Source organism: Kocuria sp. ChxB, from assembly GCF_044359605.1.
GTDB lineage: Bacteria > Actinomycetota > Actinomycetes > Actinomycetales > Micrococcaceae > Kocuria > Kocuria rhizophila.
Genome location: NZ_CP121123.1, coordinates 2423542 through 2440732, shown reverse-complemented (window position 1 = coordinate 2440732; position 17191 = coordinate 2423542). Strand labels below are relative to the sequence as shown.

Annotated in this window: 13 protein-coding genes; 7 read left to right on the top strand and 6 right to left on the bottom strand. The window is 72.0% G+C overall.

Annotation, left to right across the window (positions count from 1 at the left end):
- The first annotated feature begins 48 nt into the window (after positions 1 to 48).
- The gene (locus P8S73_RS10705) at positions 49 to 1461 is read left to right on the top strand and encodes an MFS transporter (RefSeq protein ID WP_029603219.1); all 1413 of its coding nucleotides are present in this window, start codon (positions 49 to 51) and stop codon (positions 1459 to 1461) included.
- 87 nt (positions 1462 to 1548) lie between these two features.
- On the opposite strand, the gene P8S73_RS10700 is transcribed toward P8S73_RS10705, so the two are convergent.
- Positions 1549 to 2973: an NAD(P)H-quinone dehydrogenase gene (locus P8S73_RS10700; RefSeq protein WP_029603220.1), complete on the bottom strand. Its 1425-nt coding sequence runs from the start codon at positions 2971 to 2973 to the stop codon at positions 1549 to 1551.
- Positions 2974 to 3048: 75 nt separating this feature from the next.
- Between P8S73_RS10700 and P8S73_RS10695 the strand changes: the two genes are divergently transcribed.
- Both P8S73_RS10695 and P8S73_RS10690 read left to right on the top strand, forming a co-directional pair.
- The gene (locus tag P8S73_RS10695) at positions 3049 to 3861 is read left to right on the top strand and encodes a purine-nucleoside phosphorylase (RefSeq protein WP_019310117.1); all 813 of its coding nucleotides are present in this window, start codon (positions 3049 to 3051) and stop codon (positions 3859 to 3861) included.
- Between the two features lie 104 nt (positions 3862 to 3965).
- Positions 3966 to 4394, top strand: a complete 429-nt coding sequence (locus P8S73_RS10690; RefSeq protein WP_019310118.1) for a hypothetical protein — start codon at positions 3966 to 3968, stop codon at positions 4392 to 4394.
- Positions 4395 to 4471: 77 nt separating this feature from the next.
- On the opposite strand, the gene rfbD is transcribed toward P8S73_RS10690, so the two are convergent.
- From rfbD to mfd, 3 genes are all read right to left on the bottom strand, one after another.
- Positions 4472 to 5890 carry a dTDP-4-dehydrorhamnose reductase gene (rfbD, locus tag P8S73_RS10685; protein WP_257744290.1) on the bottom strand — a complete coding sequence of 473 codons (1419 nt, stop codon included), beginning with the start codon at positions 5888 to 5890 and terminating at the stop codon, positions 4472 to 4474.
- 17 nt (positions 5891 to 5907) lie between these two features.
- Positions 5908 to 6906, bottom strand: a complete 999-nt coding sequence (gene rfbB / locus P8S73_RS10680; protein WP_019310120.1) for a dTDP-glucose 4,6-dehydratase — start codon at positions 6904 to 6906, stop codon at positions 5908 to 5910.
- Between the two features lie 75 nt (positions 6907 to 6981).
- On the bottom strand, positions 6982 to 10767 hold the full coding sequence (gene mfd / locus P8S73_RS10675) for a transcription-repair coupling factor (protein WP_019310121.1): 3786 nt from the start codon (positions 10765 to 10767) through the stop codon (positions 6982 to 6984).
- A 231-nt stretch (positions 10768 to 10998) separates the two neighbouring features.
- Here mfd and P8S73_RS10670 point away from each other — a divergent pair, with 231 nt between their 5' ends.
- Positions 10999 to 11838, top strand: coding sequence for a uroporphyrinogen-III synthase (locus P8S73_RS10670; RefSeq protein WP_019310122.1), 840 nt, complete (start codon positions 10999 to 11001; stop codon positions 11836 to 11838).
- Here the strand turns inward: P8S73_RS10670 and P8S73_RS10665 are convergent.
- Together P8S73_RS10665 and P8S73_RS10660 are read right to left on the bottom strand one after the other, a co-directional pair.
- Complete coding sequence (locus P8S73_RS10665; RefSeq protein ID WP_019310123.1) at positions 11811 to 12608, bottom strand: sirohydrochlorin chelatase; 798 nt, start codon at positions 12606 to 12608, stop codon at positions 11811 to 11813. The two genes, P8S73_RS10670 and P8S73_RS10665, sit on opposite strands and share 28 nt — an antisense overlap.
- Positions 12609 to 12672: 64 nt before the next feature.
- Entirely contained in the window at positions 12673 to 13710 is a 1038-nt protein-coding gene (locus P8S73_RS10660) for a glycosyltransferase family A protein (RefSeq protein WP_019310124.1), read from the bottom strand.
- A 241-nt stretch (positions 13711 to 13951) separates the two neighbouring features.
- Here P8S73_RS10660 and P8S73_RS10655 point away from each other — a divergent pair, with 241 nt between their 5' ends.
- Genes P8S73_RS10655 through P8S73_RS10645 form a run of 3 tightly spaced genes read left to right on the top strand, consistent with a single transcriptional unit; the run spans position 13952 to position 17182 of the window.
- Positions 13952 to 14632 (top strand): YveK family protein, encoded by a 681-nt coding sequence (locus P8S73_RS10655; RefSeq protein ID WP_052239386.1) that lies wholly within the window; start codon positions 13952 to 13954, stop codon positions 14630 to 14632.
- Entirely contained in the window at positions 14622 to 15806 is a 1185-nt protein-coding gene (locus P8S73_RS10650) for a glycosyltransferase (protein WP_396350389.1), read from the top strand. Before P8S73_RS10655 ends, P8S73_RS10650 begins: the two co-directional genes overlap by 11 nt.
- The gene (locus P8S73_RS10645; RefSeq protein WP_121241882.1) at positions 15803 to 17182 is read left to right on the top strand and encodes a hypothetical protein; all 1380 of its coding nucleotides are present in this window, start codon (positions 15803 to 15805) and stop codon (positions 17180 to 17182) included. Before P8S73_RS10650 ends, P8S73_RS10645 begins: the two co-directional genes overlap by 4 nt.
- Positions 17183 to 17191 lie beyond the last annotated feature (9 nt).

The window sequence follows — 17191 nt, the reverse complement described above, 5'->3', positions numbered from 1 at the left end:
CCCCTATCTTGTAGTCATTCTTCGAACCGACTGCCGATGAGGAGCTCCATGTCCACGACCGCTTCCCCCGCGGGCCCCGGCTCGCCGTCCCTGAACCAGAGGGTGCCGCGCGGCCGCGTGATCCTGGCCTCCCTGGTGGGAACCACGATCGAGTTCTACGACTTCTACGTGTACGCCACGGCTGCCGTGGCCGTGTTCCCCGCTCTGTTCTTCACGGGCAACGACGACACCGCCAAGCTGCTGGCCTCCATGGCCACGTTCGCGGCGGCGTTCTTCGGCCGACCCATCGGCTCCGTGATCTTCGGGCACTTCGGGGACCGGATCGGCCGCAAGGCCACCCTGATCGGCGCACTGCTGACCATGGGCATCGCCACGTTCCTGATCGGTGTGCTGCCCACGTACTACCAGATCGGCATCTGGGCACCCCTGATCCTCACCATCCTGCGCTTCTGCCAGGGCGTGGGCCTGGGTGGCGAGTGGTCCGGCGCCTCGCTGCTGGCCACCGAGTACGCCGAGGAGGGCAAGCGGGCCCGCGCCGCCATGTGGCCCCAGCTGGGTGCGCCGTTCGGATTCATCCTGGCCAATGGCTTCTTCCTGCTGCTCACGGTGCTCATGCAGTTCGGCACCGCCGGTGAGGACCCGAGCACCAGCCACGCATTCCTGGTGTGGGGCTGGCGCATCCCGTTCCTGGCCTCGGTGGTCATGGTGCTGCTGGGCCTGTGGGTGCGCGTGAAGCTCGAGGAGACCCCCGTGTTCAAGCACGCGGAGAAGCAGGGGCAGAAGGTCACCGCCCCCGTGCTGGAGGTGTTCAAGACCTCGTGGGTGCAGATCATCCAGGGCACGTTCATCATGCTGGCCACCTACGTGCTGTTCTACCTGATGACCGCGTGGATCCTCTCCTACGGCATCGGCAAGCCCACCGCCGGTGGTCTGGGCATCCCCTACCGCACGTTCCTGGTGCTGCAGCTGCTCTCCGTGCTGCTGTTCGCGGCCATGGTCCCCGTCTCCGGCTGGCTCGCGGACCGCTTCGGACGCCGCTCGTCCCAGCTGGTGATCACGTCCCTGATCCTGGTCTTCGGGCTCACGTTCGGGATCGTCATGGCCCCGTCCCTCGTGGGCACGGGTGCCGAGGCCTCCCTGCCGCGCGTGCTGTTCTTCCTGACCGTGGGCATGACCCTGATGGGCCTCACGTTCGGCTCGATGTCCGCGATCCTGCCCGAGCTGTTCCCCACCAACGTGCGCTACACCGGCTCCGGGATCGCGTACAACGTGGCCTCGATCCTGGGCGCGGCCATCACGCCGTACATCGCCGTGATGCTCAACGCCAACTACGGCGTGGGCTCGGTGGGCCTGTACCTGTCCCTCGCGGCGCTCATCACGCTGGTGGCCCTGTGGTTCTCCCCCGAGACCCGCCACGTGGACATGAACACCGTGGGTGCCGCCCGGGTGGTCGTGGAGTAGCCCTCCCCCGCCCCGCGCACGACGACGCCGCGGTGACCTTCGCGGGAAAGGTCACCGCGGCGTCGTCGTACCGCCCCCGGGGCCGGGTCAGCGGTGGACGTGCAGGCGGCGCGCGGCCTCCGCAATGGTCCCGGACAGGGACGGGTAGACCGCGAAGGTGTCCGAGAGGTCGTCCACGCCCAGGCGGTGGGTGACCGCGAGCGCGATGGGGAAGATCAGCTCGGAGGCGCGCGGGCCCACCACCACGCCGCCCATCACCGTGCCGCTGCCGCGGCGGGCGAAGATCTTCACGAAGCCGTCGTCCACGGCCATCATCTTGGCGCGCGGGTTGGTGGCCAGGTTCATGGTCATTCCGGTGAACATGGCGGGATCCGCCTCCACGTCCTGCTGGGTGATGCCCACGGACGCGATCTCCGGGGACGTGAAGATGTTGGAGGCCACCTCGTCCGTGCGCAGCGGGTGGACGGTGTCACCCAGGATGTGCGCGACGGCGATGCGGCCCTGCATGGCGGCCACGGAGGCGAGCGGCATGACGCCCGTGCAGTCGCCCGCGGCGTAGATGCCGGGGGCGGTGGTGCGGGAGACGGTGTCCACACGGATGTGCCCGGAATCCGTCATGGCAACACCGGCCTCCTCGAGGCCCATGTCCGCGGTGTTGGGGATGGAGCCCACGGCCAGCAGGCAGTGCGTGCCGCGGATCTTGCGGCCGTCCGACAGCGTCACCCGCACGCCGTCGCCGGTGTTCTCCACGGCGTCCGCGCGGGAGCGGGAGAGCACGCGCAGACCGCGGCGCTCGAACACGTTCTCGAGCACCTGTGCGGCATCCTTGTCCGAGCCCGGCAGCACCTGCTCGCGGGAGGAGACCAGGGTGACCTCGGAGCCCAGACCGTTGTAGGCGGAGGCGAACTCCGCACCGGTCACACCGGAGCCCACCACGATCAGCTTCTCCGGGATCTCGGTGAGCTGGTAGATCTGCTTCCAGTTGAAGATCCGCTCACCGTCCGGCTTGGCGGTGTCCAGCTCGCGCGGGTGGGCGCCCACGGACACGAGCACCACGTCCGCCTTCAGCTCGTAGGGCTCGTCGTCGCTGGGGTCCACCACCACGGTGTAGCGGTCCACGATCTTCCCGCGGCCCTGCACCACCCGCACACCCACGCGCTCCAGGCCGCGCTTGATGTCCCGGGACTGCGTGGCCGCGAGGCGCAGCAGGCGCACGTTGACCTTGTCCAGGTCCACGCGCAGGTTGTTGAGCTCCTCCGTGGCGTCGAGGTCGTCGCCCACGTGCACACCCAGGTCACGGGCCGAGGCGAAACGGTTCATGGTGTCCGCGGACGCGATGAGCGTCTTGGACGGCACCACGTCCGTGAGCACGGCGGAGCCGCCCATGCCCTGCTCCTCCACCACGGTGACATCCGCCCCGAGCGACGCCGCCACGAGGGCGGCCTCGTAGCCACCGGGGCCACCGCCGATGATCACGAGCTTCTGGTCCGCGAATTCCCTCTGCACAGTCATGTCAGCCATGCGCCCCAGCCTACCGGGGCGCGCCCACACGCTGACGCGGCAGCCGTGCGTGCCTAGGATGGTGGCATGACTGACACCACGGCCCAGGAACCCTTCGAGCTCGCGCAGCAGGCCGCGGACGCCCTGCGGGAACGCACCGGCGTGGACCGGTACAAGATCGCCCTGACCCTCGGCTCCGGGTGGGGTGGAGCGGCGGACCTGCTCGGGGAGACCGTGTCCGAGGTCCCCGCCCACGAGATCCCCGGCTTCTCCAAGCCCGCGCTCGAGGGCCACGGCGGCACGCTGCGCTCCATCCGGCTGGCGGACGGCTCCCACGCCCTGGTGATCGGCGCCCGCACCCACTTCTACGAGGGCAAGGGCGTGCGCGCCGTGTCCCACGGTGTTCGGACCGCGGCGGCCGCGGGCAGCGAGATCATGATCCTCACCAACGGCTGCGGCGGACTCAACCCGGACTGGGCCCCCGGGACGCCCGTCCTGATCCGCGACCACCTCAACCTCACCGCGCGCTCCCCGCTGGAGGGAGCCACCTTCGTGGACCTCACGGACCTCTACTCCCAGCGGCTGCGGGACATCGCCCGCACGGTGGACCCCTCCCTGGACGAGGGGGTCTACGCCCAGTTCCCCGGCCCGCACTACGAGACTCCGGCAGAGGTGCAGATGGCCAAGGTGCTCGGCGCGGACCTCGTGGGCATGTCCACCGCGCTGGAGGCCATCGCGGCACGCCACGCGGGCCTCGAGATCCTGGGGATGTCCCTGGTGACCAACGCGGCCGCCGGCATCAGCCCCGAGGCGCTGTCCCACGAGGAGGTCCTGGAGGCGGGCCGCGCCGCCGGGCCCCGCATCTCCCGGCTGCTCGCGGACATCGCCGGCAGGCTCTGAGCCACCGCATCCGGCGACGGAATGTCAGCAAGTCCGGGTGCCAGGCACTAGACTGGCCGCACGACAGTACTGGGCCCGCCACGGCGGTCTGAAAGGGTGAACTCATGGTCAGAAGATCGGAAGCCGAGTCCAACGCGCACCGTCCGCACACCGGGCGCACCACGGAGGACGGCAGCCACGCCGCGGACGCTCACGCCACCCGCACCACCACCGAGCGCCACGGCCGCCGCGCACCGCAGTACTCGGGCGAGGGCGAGATCGTGAAGAACGCCGTCCTCTTCGGCGGCGGCATGGTCACGATCCTCGTGAGCCTGTGGCTGTTCAGCACCTACCCGGACAGCTGGTGGCTCTTCATGGTGGGCATCCTGGCCTACGGCCTGGCGCTGATGGTCCCCACCCTGTTCCTGAGCGGCGCCACCGCCAAGCACTCCACCGGTGGCACCGAGGTCACCCTGGACCTGCCGCGCAACGCGTCCGAGATGGCGCAGCGCGCCGTGGGCACCGGCGAGCAGAAGCAGGACCGCGCCGTCTGATTCCGGCCCAGTACCGCAGAGAGCCCCGCCGCCTCCTCGTGAGGCAGCGGGGCTCTCTCGTGTTCGTCACCGTGCGGTCAGTCGTGGGTGGTGGAGAGAACCGACCGCACCACGGCCCGGCTGTCCCGGGGGGAGCACCCCGTGGCCTCCAGGCTGGTGGTGTCCAGGCAGCTGTTGGTCGGTCGGGGTGCGATGCCCACTTTCCCCGCCGTGTACTCAGCCGTCCCGACCGGTCGCACCCGCTCCGGGTCCGCCCCCAGTTCCTCGAACACCCAGCGGGCGATCTCCGCCCAGGTGCACGGTGCACCGGAGCCGGTGAGGTGGTACGTGCCGTAGGGGGCGCCGGAGTCCACGAGGTGCAGGGCGCCCTCCGCCAGATCGGCCGCCGCGGTCAGTCGACCGTGCTGGTCCGCGACCACCGCCGGGTCCACCCCGCGGCGCGCCAGGTCCGCCACGGTGGCCACGAAGTTCTTCCCCTGCCCGATCACCCAGCTGGTGCGGATCACGTAGTGCCGCGGGCAGGCGCGCACGGCGGTCTCCCCCGCGGCCTTGGACTGCCCGTACACGGACAGCGGCGCCACAGGGTGGTCCGGGGCGTACGCCGAGCCCAGCGGCAGGGCGCCGTCGAACACGTAGTCCGTGGAGAAGTGCACCAGGGTGGTGCCGGCCCGGGCGCAGGCCGCGGCGAGTGCTCCCACACCCGTGGCGTTGACCGCCCAGGCGGCCGCCCTGCCCTCGGTGCTCTCGGCCGCGTCCACGGCCGTGAACGCCGCGGCGTTGAGCACGGCACGGTAGCGCCGCAAGGCGTCCCCCGAGCTGATCTCCGCGGGCCAGGAGGCAGGGTCAGCTAGGTCCAGCTCCGAGCGCGTCCACGCGGTGAACGGAAGCCCCATCGTCGACAGCCGCGCCGTGAGGGCCAGGCCCACCTGGCCGCGGGCGCCCAGCACGAGGACGGGCGCGGGAGCCAGCGGGGCGACGTCGTCCAGCGCGGGGTGCGCGCGGTCCTTGTCCGAGAGCTCAGCCTGCGCGAGCGGCACGGGCCACTCGATGCCCAGCCGCGGGTCACCGAGGTTCACGAACGAGTACTCGGCGGTGGCGTCCGCGCGCCAGTGGTCCGTGACCAGGTAGGTGTAGGCGGTCGCCTCCTCGAGCGTCTGGAACGCGTTGCCCACGCCGCGCGGGACGAACACCGCGGTGCCCGGGGTGACCTCGTGCGTGACCACGGTGCCGAAGCCCGTCCCCTGGCGCAGGTCCACCCACGCGCCGAAGATCCGCCCGGTGGCCACGGAGACGTACTTGTCCCACGGCTCGGCGTGGATCCCGCGCGTGGTGCCGCGGGAGCCGTTGAAGGAGATGTTGTGCTGCACGAACGAGGCGTCGGGCAACCCGGCCGCCACCGCCTTGGCGCGCTGCCAGTTCTCCTTGAACCAGCCGCGGTTGTCGCCGTGAACGGGCAGTTCCACGAACCGCAGGCCGTCGATGGCGGTGGTGTGCACGGTGAGGTCCTGGGCGTTCACTGTCCGGCCTTCCGGTAGGCGGCTTCGGTGGCGGACTTCGCGGGCTCCCACCACTCGCGGTGCTCGGTGTACCACGCAATGGTGTCCGCGAGACCCTCCGAGAAGTTGGTGTACCGGGGCTCCCACCCCAGTTCCTCGCGGGTGCGGGAGCCGTCGATCGCGTAGCGGCGGTCGTGCCCGGCGCGGTCCGTCACGTGCTCGAACGCGTCCTCCGGCTGGCCCATGAGCCGCAGGATCTCCCGGAGCACCGTGAGGTTGTCCCGCTCGCCGTCCGCGCCGATCAAGTAGGTGCGCCCGGGCGTCTCACGCTCCAGGATGCGCAGCACCGCGGCGGAGTGGTCCGCCACGTGGATCCAGTCCCGCACGTTCTCCCCCGCGCCGTACAGCTTGGGCCGCTGCCCGGTGAGCACGTTGGTGATCTGGCGCGGGATGAACTTCTCCACGTGCTGGTACGGGCCGTAGTTGTTGGAGCAGTTGGACAGCGTGACCTCCACCCCGAAGGAGCGTGCCCACGCGCGCACCAGGTGGTCCGACGCCGCCTTGGTGGCCGAGTACGGGCTCGAAGGCCGGTACGCAGTTTCCTCGGTGAAGCGCTGCGGGTCGTCCAGCGCAAGGTCCCCGAACACCTCGTCCGTGGACACGTGGTGGAACCGCGTCCCGTGCCGCCGAGCGGCCTCCAGCAGGGTGAAGGTGCCCACCACGTTGGTCTGCACGAACGGCCAGGGGTCCCGCAGGGAGTTGTCGTTGTGGGACTCCGCGGCGAAGTGCACCACGGCGTCCGCCGCGCCCACCAGGTCGTCGACGACGCCCGCGTCCGCGACATCCCCCACCACCAGGTCGCAGCGGGCCGGGTCAGCGACCGCCAGGTTCTCGCGGTTGCCCGCGTAGCTGAGCTTGTCCAGCACCGTGACGGAGTGCTCCGTGTGCGCCAGCACGTGGTGCACGAAGTTGGCACCGATGAATCCGGCGCCGCCGGTCACGAGCAGATGTCCCATGACTGTTCATCCTAGGAGCCCCGAACGGGGGACGCGCGCAGCCGATGGGTCGCGGGGCCGACGTCCCCGGGGCCGCTACCCCGCGACGTCGCCCGTGCCCGCAGTGGCGTCCGTGCCCGCGGCGGCGGGTTCGAGCACCGGGAAGATCGCGTCCAGCACCTCGCGGGCCCACGCGAGGATGTCCCCGTCCACGAGGTCCTTGCCGCCGATCCGCGCGGTCTTGGGCTTGGGGATCAGCACCATGCGCTCCTCCGTGCCCGGCACCGGACGGATCTGCGCGCCCGGGTAGAGGCGCGTGAGGCGCATCTCGCGTGACTCGCTGAGCTCGGCGGGCGAGAACCGGACCATGGTGCCCTGCGTTGCCACGTCCGTGAGGCCCGCGGCGCGCGCCCGGATCCTCAGCCGGGCGACCTCCAGCAGGTTCTGCACCGGGGTGGGCAGAGGCCCGTAGCGGTCCTTCAGCTCGTTGCCCGCCTCCGCGACGGCGTCCTCCGTGGCGGCGTTCGCGATGGTGCGGTAGGCCTCCAGACGCAGCCGCTCCCCGGGCACGTAGTCGTGCGGGAGGTGGGCGTTGACGGGCAGCTCGATCTTCATCTCCGCGGGCCCGGTGTCCTGGTCCCCGCGGTACTCCGCCACGGCCTCGCCCACGAGGCGCAGGTACATGTCGAAGCCCACGCCCGCGATGTGCCCGGACTGCTCACCGCCCAGCAGGTTGCCCGCCCCGCGGATCTCAAGGTCCTTCATGGCCAGCTGCATGCCCGAGCCCAGCTCATTGTGCGCGGCCACGGCCTTGAGCCGCTCCAGAGCGGTCTCGCTCAGGGGCTTCTCCGCGGGGTACAGGAAGTAGGCGTAGGCGCGCTCGCGCCCGCGACCCACACGGCCGCGCAGCTGGTGCAGCTGGGAGAGACCGTAGCGGTCCGCGTGGTCCACGATCAGCGTGTTGGCGTTGGCGATGTCCAGACCGGTCTCCACGATGGTGGTGCACACCAGGACGTCGAACTTCTTCTCCCAGAAGTCCACGATGATCTGCTCCAGGCGGGACTCGGTCATCTGCCCGTGGGCCACGGCGATCCGCGCCTCGGGCACGAGCTCCGCGAGCTCCTTGGCCTGCGCCTCGATGGTCGAGACACGGTTGTGGATGAAGAACACCTGGCCCTCGCGCATGAGCTCACGCCGGATGGCTGCGGAGACCTGCTTGTTCGTGTACGGGCCCACGTACGTGAGCACTGGGTGGCGCTCCTCGGGCGGTGTGGCCAGCGTGGAGGTCTCGCGGATGCCCGTCATGGACATCTCCAGGGTGCGCGGGATGGGCGTGGCGGACATGGCCAGCACGTCCACGTCCGTGCGCATGGCCTTGAGCTTCTCCTTGTGCTCCACACCGAAGCGCTGCTCCTCGTCGATGATCACGAGGCCCAGGTTCTTGAACTGCATCTCCTTGCTCAGCAGCCGGTGGGTGCCGATCACCACGTCCACCGCACCGCTGCGCAGCCCCTCCATGGTGGCCTTGGACTCCTTGGCCGTCTGGAATCGTGAGAGCGTGGCCAGGCGCACGGGGAAGCCCGAGAACCGCTCGGCGAACGTCTCGGAGTGCTGCTGGGCAAGCAGCGTGGTGGGCACGAGCACCGCCACCTGCTTGCCGTCCTGCACGGCCTTGAACGCGGCGCGCACCGCCACCTCGGTCTTGCCGTAGCCCACGTCCCCGGAGATCAGCCGGTCCATGGGGATGGGCCGCTCCATGTCCGCCTTGACCTCGTCGATGGTGGTGAGCTGGTCCGGGGTCTCGATGTACGGGAACGCCTGCTCCAGCTCGCGCTGCCACGGGGTGTCCGGGCCGAAGGCGTGGCCCTTGGACGCCATGCGCGCCGAGTACAGCCGGATCAGCTCGTTGGCGATCTCCTTGACGGCCTTCTTGGCGCTGCGCTTGGTCTTGTTCCAGTCCGCCCCGCCCATCTTGGACAGCGACGGCGCCTCCCCGCCCACGTAGGAGCTCACCTGGTCGAGCTGGTCCGTGGGCACGAACAACCGGTCCTTGGGCCCGTTGCGCTTGGACGCCGCGTACTCCAGCACGAGGTACTCGCGCACGGGCTTCGGCTGGCCGGGAGCGGTCATGGCGCCCGCGATGGGCCGCTGCACGAGCTCGATGAACTGCCCGATGCCGTGCTGCTCGTGCACCACGTAGTCGCCCTTCTGCAGGGCCAGGGGGTCCACCTGGTTGCGCTTGCGGCGCTGCGGGAGCTTGCGCTCGGCGCGGTTGTCGTAGGTGCTGGAGCGGCCCAGCACGTCCGCCTCGGTGAGCAGCGCGATCCGCTGCCCCTCGAGCACGAAACCCCGCCCGGCGCGCGCGGTGGTCAGCTCCACGAGGCCGGGCTGCGGGGCCGCGTCGATGCTCTCGTGGCGGGCGGCGGGGACGTCCGCTCCGTGCAGCAGCTCGCTCAGCCGCTGCAGCGGACCGGGCCCGTCCGTGACCAGCACGATGCGCCAGTCCTCGCGCGCCCGCTCCCCCAGGAAGGACAGCACGGCCGGCACATCCCCCGAGAACCGGGTGGGCTCGCGCGCGGTCACGGTGAGGGTGTCCGCGTCCGTGTCCGCGAGGTGGACCTCCTCGTCGGAGGTGTCCGCGCTGATCTCGGAGGTGGTCACGGCGTTGACGTTCAGCCCGGTCACGGCCCACCAGACCACCGAGCGCTCCAGGGCGAGCTCGCGCACCTCGGCGATCGTGTGGAACGAGCCGGACGAGAGGGTGCGGGCGGCGCCGTCGTCCGTGTCCAGCGCCGCGTTGAGGTCCAGGGGCGCGTCGCTGCCGCCCGAGGCGGAGTCCCACGCGGCCATGAGGAACTCCTCGTTGGTGGCCACGAGGTCGTGGGCGCGCGCCCGGACCTTCTCGGGCTCGAGCACCACGGTCATGGAGCCCCCGGGCAGCAGGGACAGCACCTGCACCATCTCGTCCGCGAGCAGCGGGGCCAGGGACTCCATGCCCTCCACGTACTGCCCACCGGCGATCCGCTCGAGCATCTCCCGCCCGCCGGGCAGCTGGTCCTTGAGCTTGGCCGCGCGGGACTGCACGGACGGGGTGATGAGCAGTTCGCGGCACGGCGGGGCCACGATCACCGAGGGGTGCTCGGCAGTGGTGAGGGTGCGCTGGTCCGCCACCGCGAACCAGCGCATCTCGTCCAGCTCGTCCCCGAAGAACTCCGCGCGCACGGGGTGGTCCTCGGTGGGCGGGAACACGTCGATGATCCCGCCGCGCACCGCGAACTCCCCGCGCCGGGTGACCATGTCCACGCGTGAGTAGGCGGCGCCAGCCAGCTCCGCCACGAGCTGCTGGAAGTCGTAGTCCTGCCCGGTGCGCAGGGTCACCGGCGCCATCTGTCCGAGCCCGGCGACCACCGGCTGAAGCACCGACCGCACCGGCGCCACGACCACGCGCAGCGGCTGCTCGGAGGGATCGGTGCGCTCCAGTCGGCGCAGCACGCTCAGCCGCTGCCCCACGGTGTCCGAGCGCGGGGACAGCCGCTCGTGCGGCAGGGTCTCCCAGGACGGGAAGTTCGCGATCTGCTCGGCGGGCAGGTAGGAGCCCAGCGCGGCCTGCAGCTCCTCCGCCTCACGGCCCGTGGCGGTCACGGCCAGCAGCACCGGGGCGTGGGCCCCCGCGGCGGAGGCGCCGGAGCGCCCGGAAGCCGACGCCGCGGCGTCGTCCGCGAGACCCGCGGCGATCTGCGCGAGCACGGGGGCGCGCAGCCCGTCCGTGGCGCTGATGATCGTCTCCGGGGAGCGCTCCGCGAGCGGGCGCGCGGCCTGGGTGCGGATGTTCGCGAAGCTGCGGTCCTCGGTGAGCGCGGTGAGCAGACCGGTCAGGGACATGAGTGGCGGGCTCCTGGTGTGTGGGGCGGATGGCACGGCGGCGCGCGGTCTGACCCGGCGCGGGGCACGACGACGCCGGGCGGGGCCTGGCCCCGACCCTCGCCGTGGTGCACGGGCCGGGCGGATCGCGCCCCAGCCTACTCGGGGCCTCGGACACCGCGGGCGCCGGGCCGGGACCGCGGAGGCCCGAGGGGTGCGTGCGGCGTCGGCGTCCCCTCCTACCCTGGGAGCATGACGAGCCCCGAGCACCCCGCCCTGACCGGACTGACCGTGGCGGTCACCGCCCACCGTCGCGCCTCGGAGCAGGGCGGGGCGTTCGAACGCCACGGCGCGCGGGTGCGCTACGCACCGGCCCTGAAGCTCACGCCCGCGGACGAGGACGACGGCGTGCTGGCCGCCACCCGGGACCTGATCGCCTCCGCCCCGGGCACCGTGCTGGTCACCACGGGCTACGGGCTCAAGCGCTGGCTCGCCGTGGCACAGGGGCACGGACTGGGCGAGGAGCTGCTCGCGGCGCTGCGGGCCTCCACCGTGCTCTCGCGCGGGGCGAAGGCCACGGGGCAGCTGCGGGCGAGCGAGATCCCGTGCGCGTGCACCGGTTCCTCGGGGCGCACCGCGGAGCTCGTGGACCGGCTGCTCGCCGGGGACCCCGCACCCCGCGGCACCGTGACGGTCCAGGTGCACGGCACCCCGGACGAGGAGCAGCTCGACCGGCTGCGCGCCGCAGGTCTGCCCGTGCGCGTCGTGGCACCGTACCGGTGGGAGTCCGCGGACGAGGGCTCGCGCCTGGCCGCGCTCGTGCGGGACGCGGTCGAGGGGCGCGTGGACTACCTGACCTTCACCGCGGCGCCGGCGGTGGACGCGGTGTTCGACGCCGCCCGCGCCCTCGGCGTGCTCGAGGACCTCCAGCGGGCCCTGCGGGACGGGCGCTGCACCGCCGTGGCCATCGGGCCCGTGTGCGTGCAGCCGCTCGAGGAGGCCGGAATCCCCGCTGTGGTCCCGGAGCGCTTCCGGCTCGGGGCCATGGTCAGGGCCGTGTGCGATCACGCCTCGGAGGCGGCCTCCCGGTAGTGCTCGACCACCAGCTCCACGAGCTCCGGGGGCACCTCGCCGGGGTGCACGAGCAGCGGCTCGGCCGTGACGTCCGCTCCCGCGGCGAGCGCCCGGCCGTGGAAGAACCCGGGGGCCAGCAGGTACGGGACCAGCAGCACGCGCCCAGGACGCGCGGGAGCGGCATCCGTGCGGGGCGACCCTGCGGCGTCGTCCCCCGGGTTTGCACGGCCACGGGCCGCCGCGAGCGCATCGGGCAGGGACGGGCGGGCCGCGGAGAGGTAGGCCGAGGACACGGGGTGGCCGAGCACCTCGGAGAGCATGGCCGCCACCCGTTCGCAGTCCTGACCGGCGCGGGGGTCGGAGGAGCCTGCGGAGACCATCACGATCTCGTCGACCGGTTCCGGGGCCGCTTCCCCAGCGGCGTCGAGTGCCTCGGCCAGCCGGCGGGCGAGCACGCGCGCGAGCCGGTGGTCGGGTCCGAGGGCCGCGGCCACCCTGTGGTGCGGTGAGCCCTGCACGGCCCGGGCCATGTCCACGAACACGTGGTAGCCCGCGGACAGCAGCAACGGAACGACCACGGCGCGCTGCCCGGCGTGCTCGGCGGTGCGCGCCACGAGGTCCGGCTCCTGGACGTCCACCCACGTGTCCACCACGCGGACTCCCGGAAGCCGTTCGCGCACCGCGGCCACGAGGGCCGCGACCGCCTGCTGCCCACCGGGATCACGGGTCCCGTGGGCGCACGCGAGAAGGACGGGCGGGGTGTTCGACGAGGTGCTCACCCTGTCCATTGTGGGGCCCCGCTCCGTTGCGTGCGGCCGGGCACCGCACGAGGGGTCTGCTGCCACACGCCGGTCAGCGCCGCATGGCGTCCGTGTACCCCACGCTGCGGTCCACGGCCCGCTGGCGACGCACGAGCCACCGCATCCCGCCCGGGACGCGGGCGATCTTCGCCTTGAGCACCACGCGTCGCTGGCTCGGCATCATCTGCGCGGCCGTCTCCAGGTGACGCCGCGCGTCTGCCGCACGGCCCTCGCGCAGGGCCTGCTCCGCCTCCGACGCCGCCGCGAGCGGGGATCCGTTGCGCAGGCGGGTGAGCAGCTTCTCGCGTTCCTCGGGGCTGAGCTGCTGCTCGAAGCGGGCCAGCGTCTTGCGCAGCGCCATCTCCTCGCCCGCCGCCATGCGGTCACGCTGGGACTGCATGGAGCCCCCGGACCACGAGAGGATCACGGTGACCTCGTCCACGCGGTCGAAGCGCCACCCGGAGTAGACGGCCCGCAGCCACATCTCCCAGTCCTCCACGAAGACCTGCTCCGGGTCGAACACCCCCACCTCGCGGAAGAACTCCCGGGGGAACAGCCCGAAGAGGTGGCCGATGTTGTACTCCAGGATCACGCTGCGCTGCTCGTCCGGCGCCGGCATGGCCTCGCGGTACACCACACGCTCCGCGTTGATCCCGGAGGGTGTGCACTGCCACGCGTTGGTGTAGACCACGGTGCGCTCCCGCCCGGGCTCCTCCCCCAGCTGCCGGTAGCGGCGCAGCATTGTCTCCAGGTGGTGGGGCAGCAGCTCGTCGTCCGCGTCCAGGAACGTCACGAACTCGCCCCGCACCTGCTCCAGCGCCCGGTTGCGGGCCGCCCCGCACCCGGCGTTCTCCTGCCGCAGCACGCGCACGCGGCGGCCCGGGCGGTCCACCGCCTGGTACCCCGCGAGGACCTCCGGCGTGTGGTCGGTGGAGCCGTCGTCCACCACGAACACCTCGATGTTCGAGTGGGTCTGGCGCAGCACGCTGCTGATGGCCTGCCCCACCAGGTCCTGGCCGTTGTACACCGCGATCACCACGCTCACGAGCGGTTCCGCCGCGGCTGCCGCCCCCGCGCCCTGGTCCGTCATCTCTCCCCCGTCGATCGTCCCGTGCGGCCGCTGGCACGGCCACCCGGACAAGTCTAGGAACGCGGCCGGGCCCTCCTCCCGCGAATCCGTCCACACTATGGGGCACGTTTGTCCCGAACACACCGTTTCCGGGGATCGCGGTTCGTGATCCTGGCTAGAGTTCTGGTGCACACACGAGGGGATCAGGGGACCGTCGTGTGCCCGGCGGCTCTCGCCGGGTGCGGGTTCCAGGGGGAGAAACATGAATTTGAGTCAGTACGTCCGTTGCCTGCGGCAGCTGTGGCCGCTCGTGGTGCTCGCCACGGCGCTGGGAGCGCTCGCGGGCGTCGTCGCCGCGATCGTGGTGCCCAACTCCTACGAGTCACAGGCACAGGTGTTCGTGAACGTGGCCAACCCGCGGTCGGTCACGGACCTGCAGATGGGCGAGCAGTTCGCCGTGGCCCGCGCCGGCTCCTACGCGCAGGTGGCCACCACCAGCTCCGTGGTGCAGCCCGTGGTGGACCGGCTCCACCTGGAGGAGACCCCCGCGGAGCTCGTCGAGAAGGACCTCGTGGCCACCAACCAGCCGAACACGGCCATGATCACCATCACCGCCACGTCCTCGTCCGCGCAGGGCGCCGCGGACCTCGCCCAGGCCACCGCGGAGAGCCTCGTGACCGTGAGCCAGGAGCTCGAGACCATCCCGCCGTCCCAGGACGGCGCCCAGCCCGCCACCGTCAAGCTCAACGTGGTGCAGAAGGCCGCTCCGCCCGAGGAGCAGGCCGGGCCGTCCCTGGCCATCAACACCGCCCTCGGCACGCTCGTGGGACTCATCGTGGGTCTGCTCCTCGTGCTGCTGCGCGGTCACCGGGCCGCCTCGGGACGTGCCACCACCGAGCGCGCCAGCCGCCGTGCCCACGCCGCCGCGGACCATGAGCACTGAGCGCGGCGTGAGCGCCGAGCCCGCCCCGACCACGGGGCCCCGCGACGTCGTCGTGGTGTGCCCCACCGAGTACGGCGGCCAGCTGGAGCACGCCGCGGACCTCGCGCTCGCGCTGTGCGCGGACGAGGGCGTGGCCACCGTGCAGCTCGTGTCCCGGCCGGGCGCACGCGACTACCTGGGGTGGGGCGAGGACCACCCGGTGCGGATCGTGGAGACCGTCCCGCCGCGACGCACCCGGGTGCCGGGCTCGGCCGCAGGGAAGGCGCTGCGCGCCGGTCTGCAGGTGTGGGACCTCGTCCGGGAGCACCTCGCGGTGCGCGCAGCGGCAGCCCGGGCGGGGCGCACCGCCGTGCTCGCCCTGGACTCCACCAAGTACCCGCTGCCGGGTGTGCTGCGAGCACACCGGGACCAGCGCACTGCGGTGTTCGTGCACAACGCCCAGCCGCACTTCGACCTGGACTCCGCCTCCCCGCGCGAGCGCTTCCTGCTGTGGCTGGACCGTTCGTGCGCGCGGCACGCGGACCGGGTGGTCACCCACGGCGCCGAGCAGGCCCAGATCGTGCGCGGGTGCACGAGCCGCCCCGTGGCGGCCGTGGACCTCCCGGTGTCCTCCCGACTGGATCCGGAGACCGCCCAGAGCGCGCAGCTCCCCGCCGAGCCGTTCGCCCTGTGCATCGGGGAGATGCGCGCCAACAAGGGCATCGAGCTGGCCATCCGCGCCGCCGGGGACGCGGGGGTGCCGCTGCTGGTGCGCGGCGCCGCCGAGACCCCCGAGCTGGGCCGCGAGCTGACGCGCCTCGCCGCCGACCACCCCAGCGTGGACCTGGAGGACCGCTTCCTCAGCCGCGAGGAGTTCGCGGCGCTCGTGCAGCAGGCCGCGGTGATCGTGCTGCCCTACACGCACTTCGACGCGCACTCCGGTGTGCTGGCCAAGGCCGTGGGTGCGGGCACCCCGGTGGTCGCCTCGGACCTGCCCTCCCTGCGCGCGCAGGCCCGCGGCTACGACCGCTTCACCGCCGCCGACGTGCGCGACACCCGGGCGTTCGGCGCCACCCTGCGCGCGGTGTACGACGACGCCGCCACGCCACGGCGCGACCGCCGCGCCGTCTCCGGCCGGGACCACGCCGACTGGCAGCCCACGGTGGCCGCGGTGCTGGGAACCTGGACCTCATGAGCACGGCCGTCCTCCCCGTCCCGGGAGCCGGATCGCGCGGGACCGCACGCCGGGGCCTGACCACCGCCGCAAACCGCACGGACGGCTCGGTCCACGGCACGGCCCTGGACCGTGCCCTGTCGGGGGCGCTGATCGTGCTCTCCGCCCTGCCCTACGCCGCGGTGCCGCTGGGGTCCAACACCAACCTCCCGCTGTCCAGCGTGGTCTGCGTGGCACTCATCCTGCGCTGCACCCGCCACATGCCCGTGATGTGGACCGCTCTGCTGGTGGGCGCGGTGCCGTTCCTGGCCTCGTTCGTGCGGATGTTCTTCACGCCGCAGCCCCTGCTGGTCTCGGGCTCCTTCACGTGGCTGGTCTACACCCTCCCCGTGGCCGGAGCCGCGGCGGCCACCCTCTTCCTGGGTTCCCGGGCCATCGCGTGGCTGAGCTGGACCATCCTGCTCAGTGCCGCGTACACACTCGTGCAGAAGTACGTGTTCTTCGACCTCTTCGACACCATTCCACTCGAGAGCCTCTACAGCCTGCCCGGCTACGCGAACGTCTCCGAGTTCAGCGAGACGTTCATCATGTACGTGCGCCGGCCCTTCGGGCTCTTCCCGGAGACCTCCTTCATGGTGGGCACGCTGTCCCTCATGGCCATGGCCCTCGTGGTGGTCGTGCGCCACCACGGGCGCAGGATGACGCCGCGGGACGTCGTGGCCATGGCCCTCGTGCTGTGGGCCGTGGCGATCTCCGGATCAGGTGCCGCCGTGGTGGTGCTGGGAGTCGTGCTGATCGCCGCGATCGCGCCCTACGCCGTGCGCCGGGCATGGGCCGCCGTGCTGCTGGTGCCCCTGGGTCTCGCCGGCGCCGTCTACGTGGGCCTGGACGTCCTGCGGGACCGCCGCGAGTCCTTCAACTGGTCCTGGGCGGACCGCGGGTCCTCGATCATCGCCTCCGTGCGCTACCTGTTCTCGGACCCCACCGCGTTCCTGTGGGGTGTGGGGCGCGGCCGCTCCAACGAGCTGTTCCTCACGGGCCGCATGCCCCTGGGCGATCTGCAGCACTACAACCCGCTGCCGGACATCTACTCCGTGATCGGCCGCGTGGTGCTCGAGAGCGGGATGCTCTTCGGCCTGGCGCTCATCATCTTCCTGACAGTCCTGTGCCTGCGCTCCGGGGGCCGCAATCCCCTGTGGCTCGGCGCGTGCACCCTGGTGGTGTGGTTCGTGGTGGCCGGCGGCACCACCAGCTACGACTCCGCCTTCTGGGTGTGGGGTGTGGCCGGGGTGTGCCTCGGCCTGGAACTCTCGCGTGCCCGGGTCCCGGACGAGTCCGGGTCTCCGGTGGCAACCGGGCGTCCCGCACCACTCACCGCACACCAGACCACTCGCTGACCACCTGAC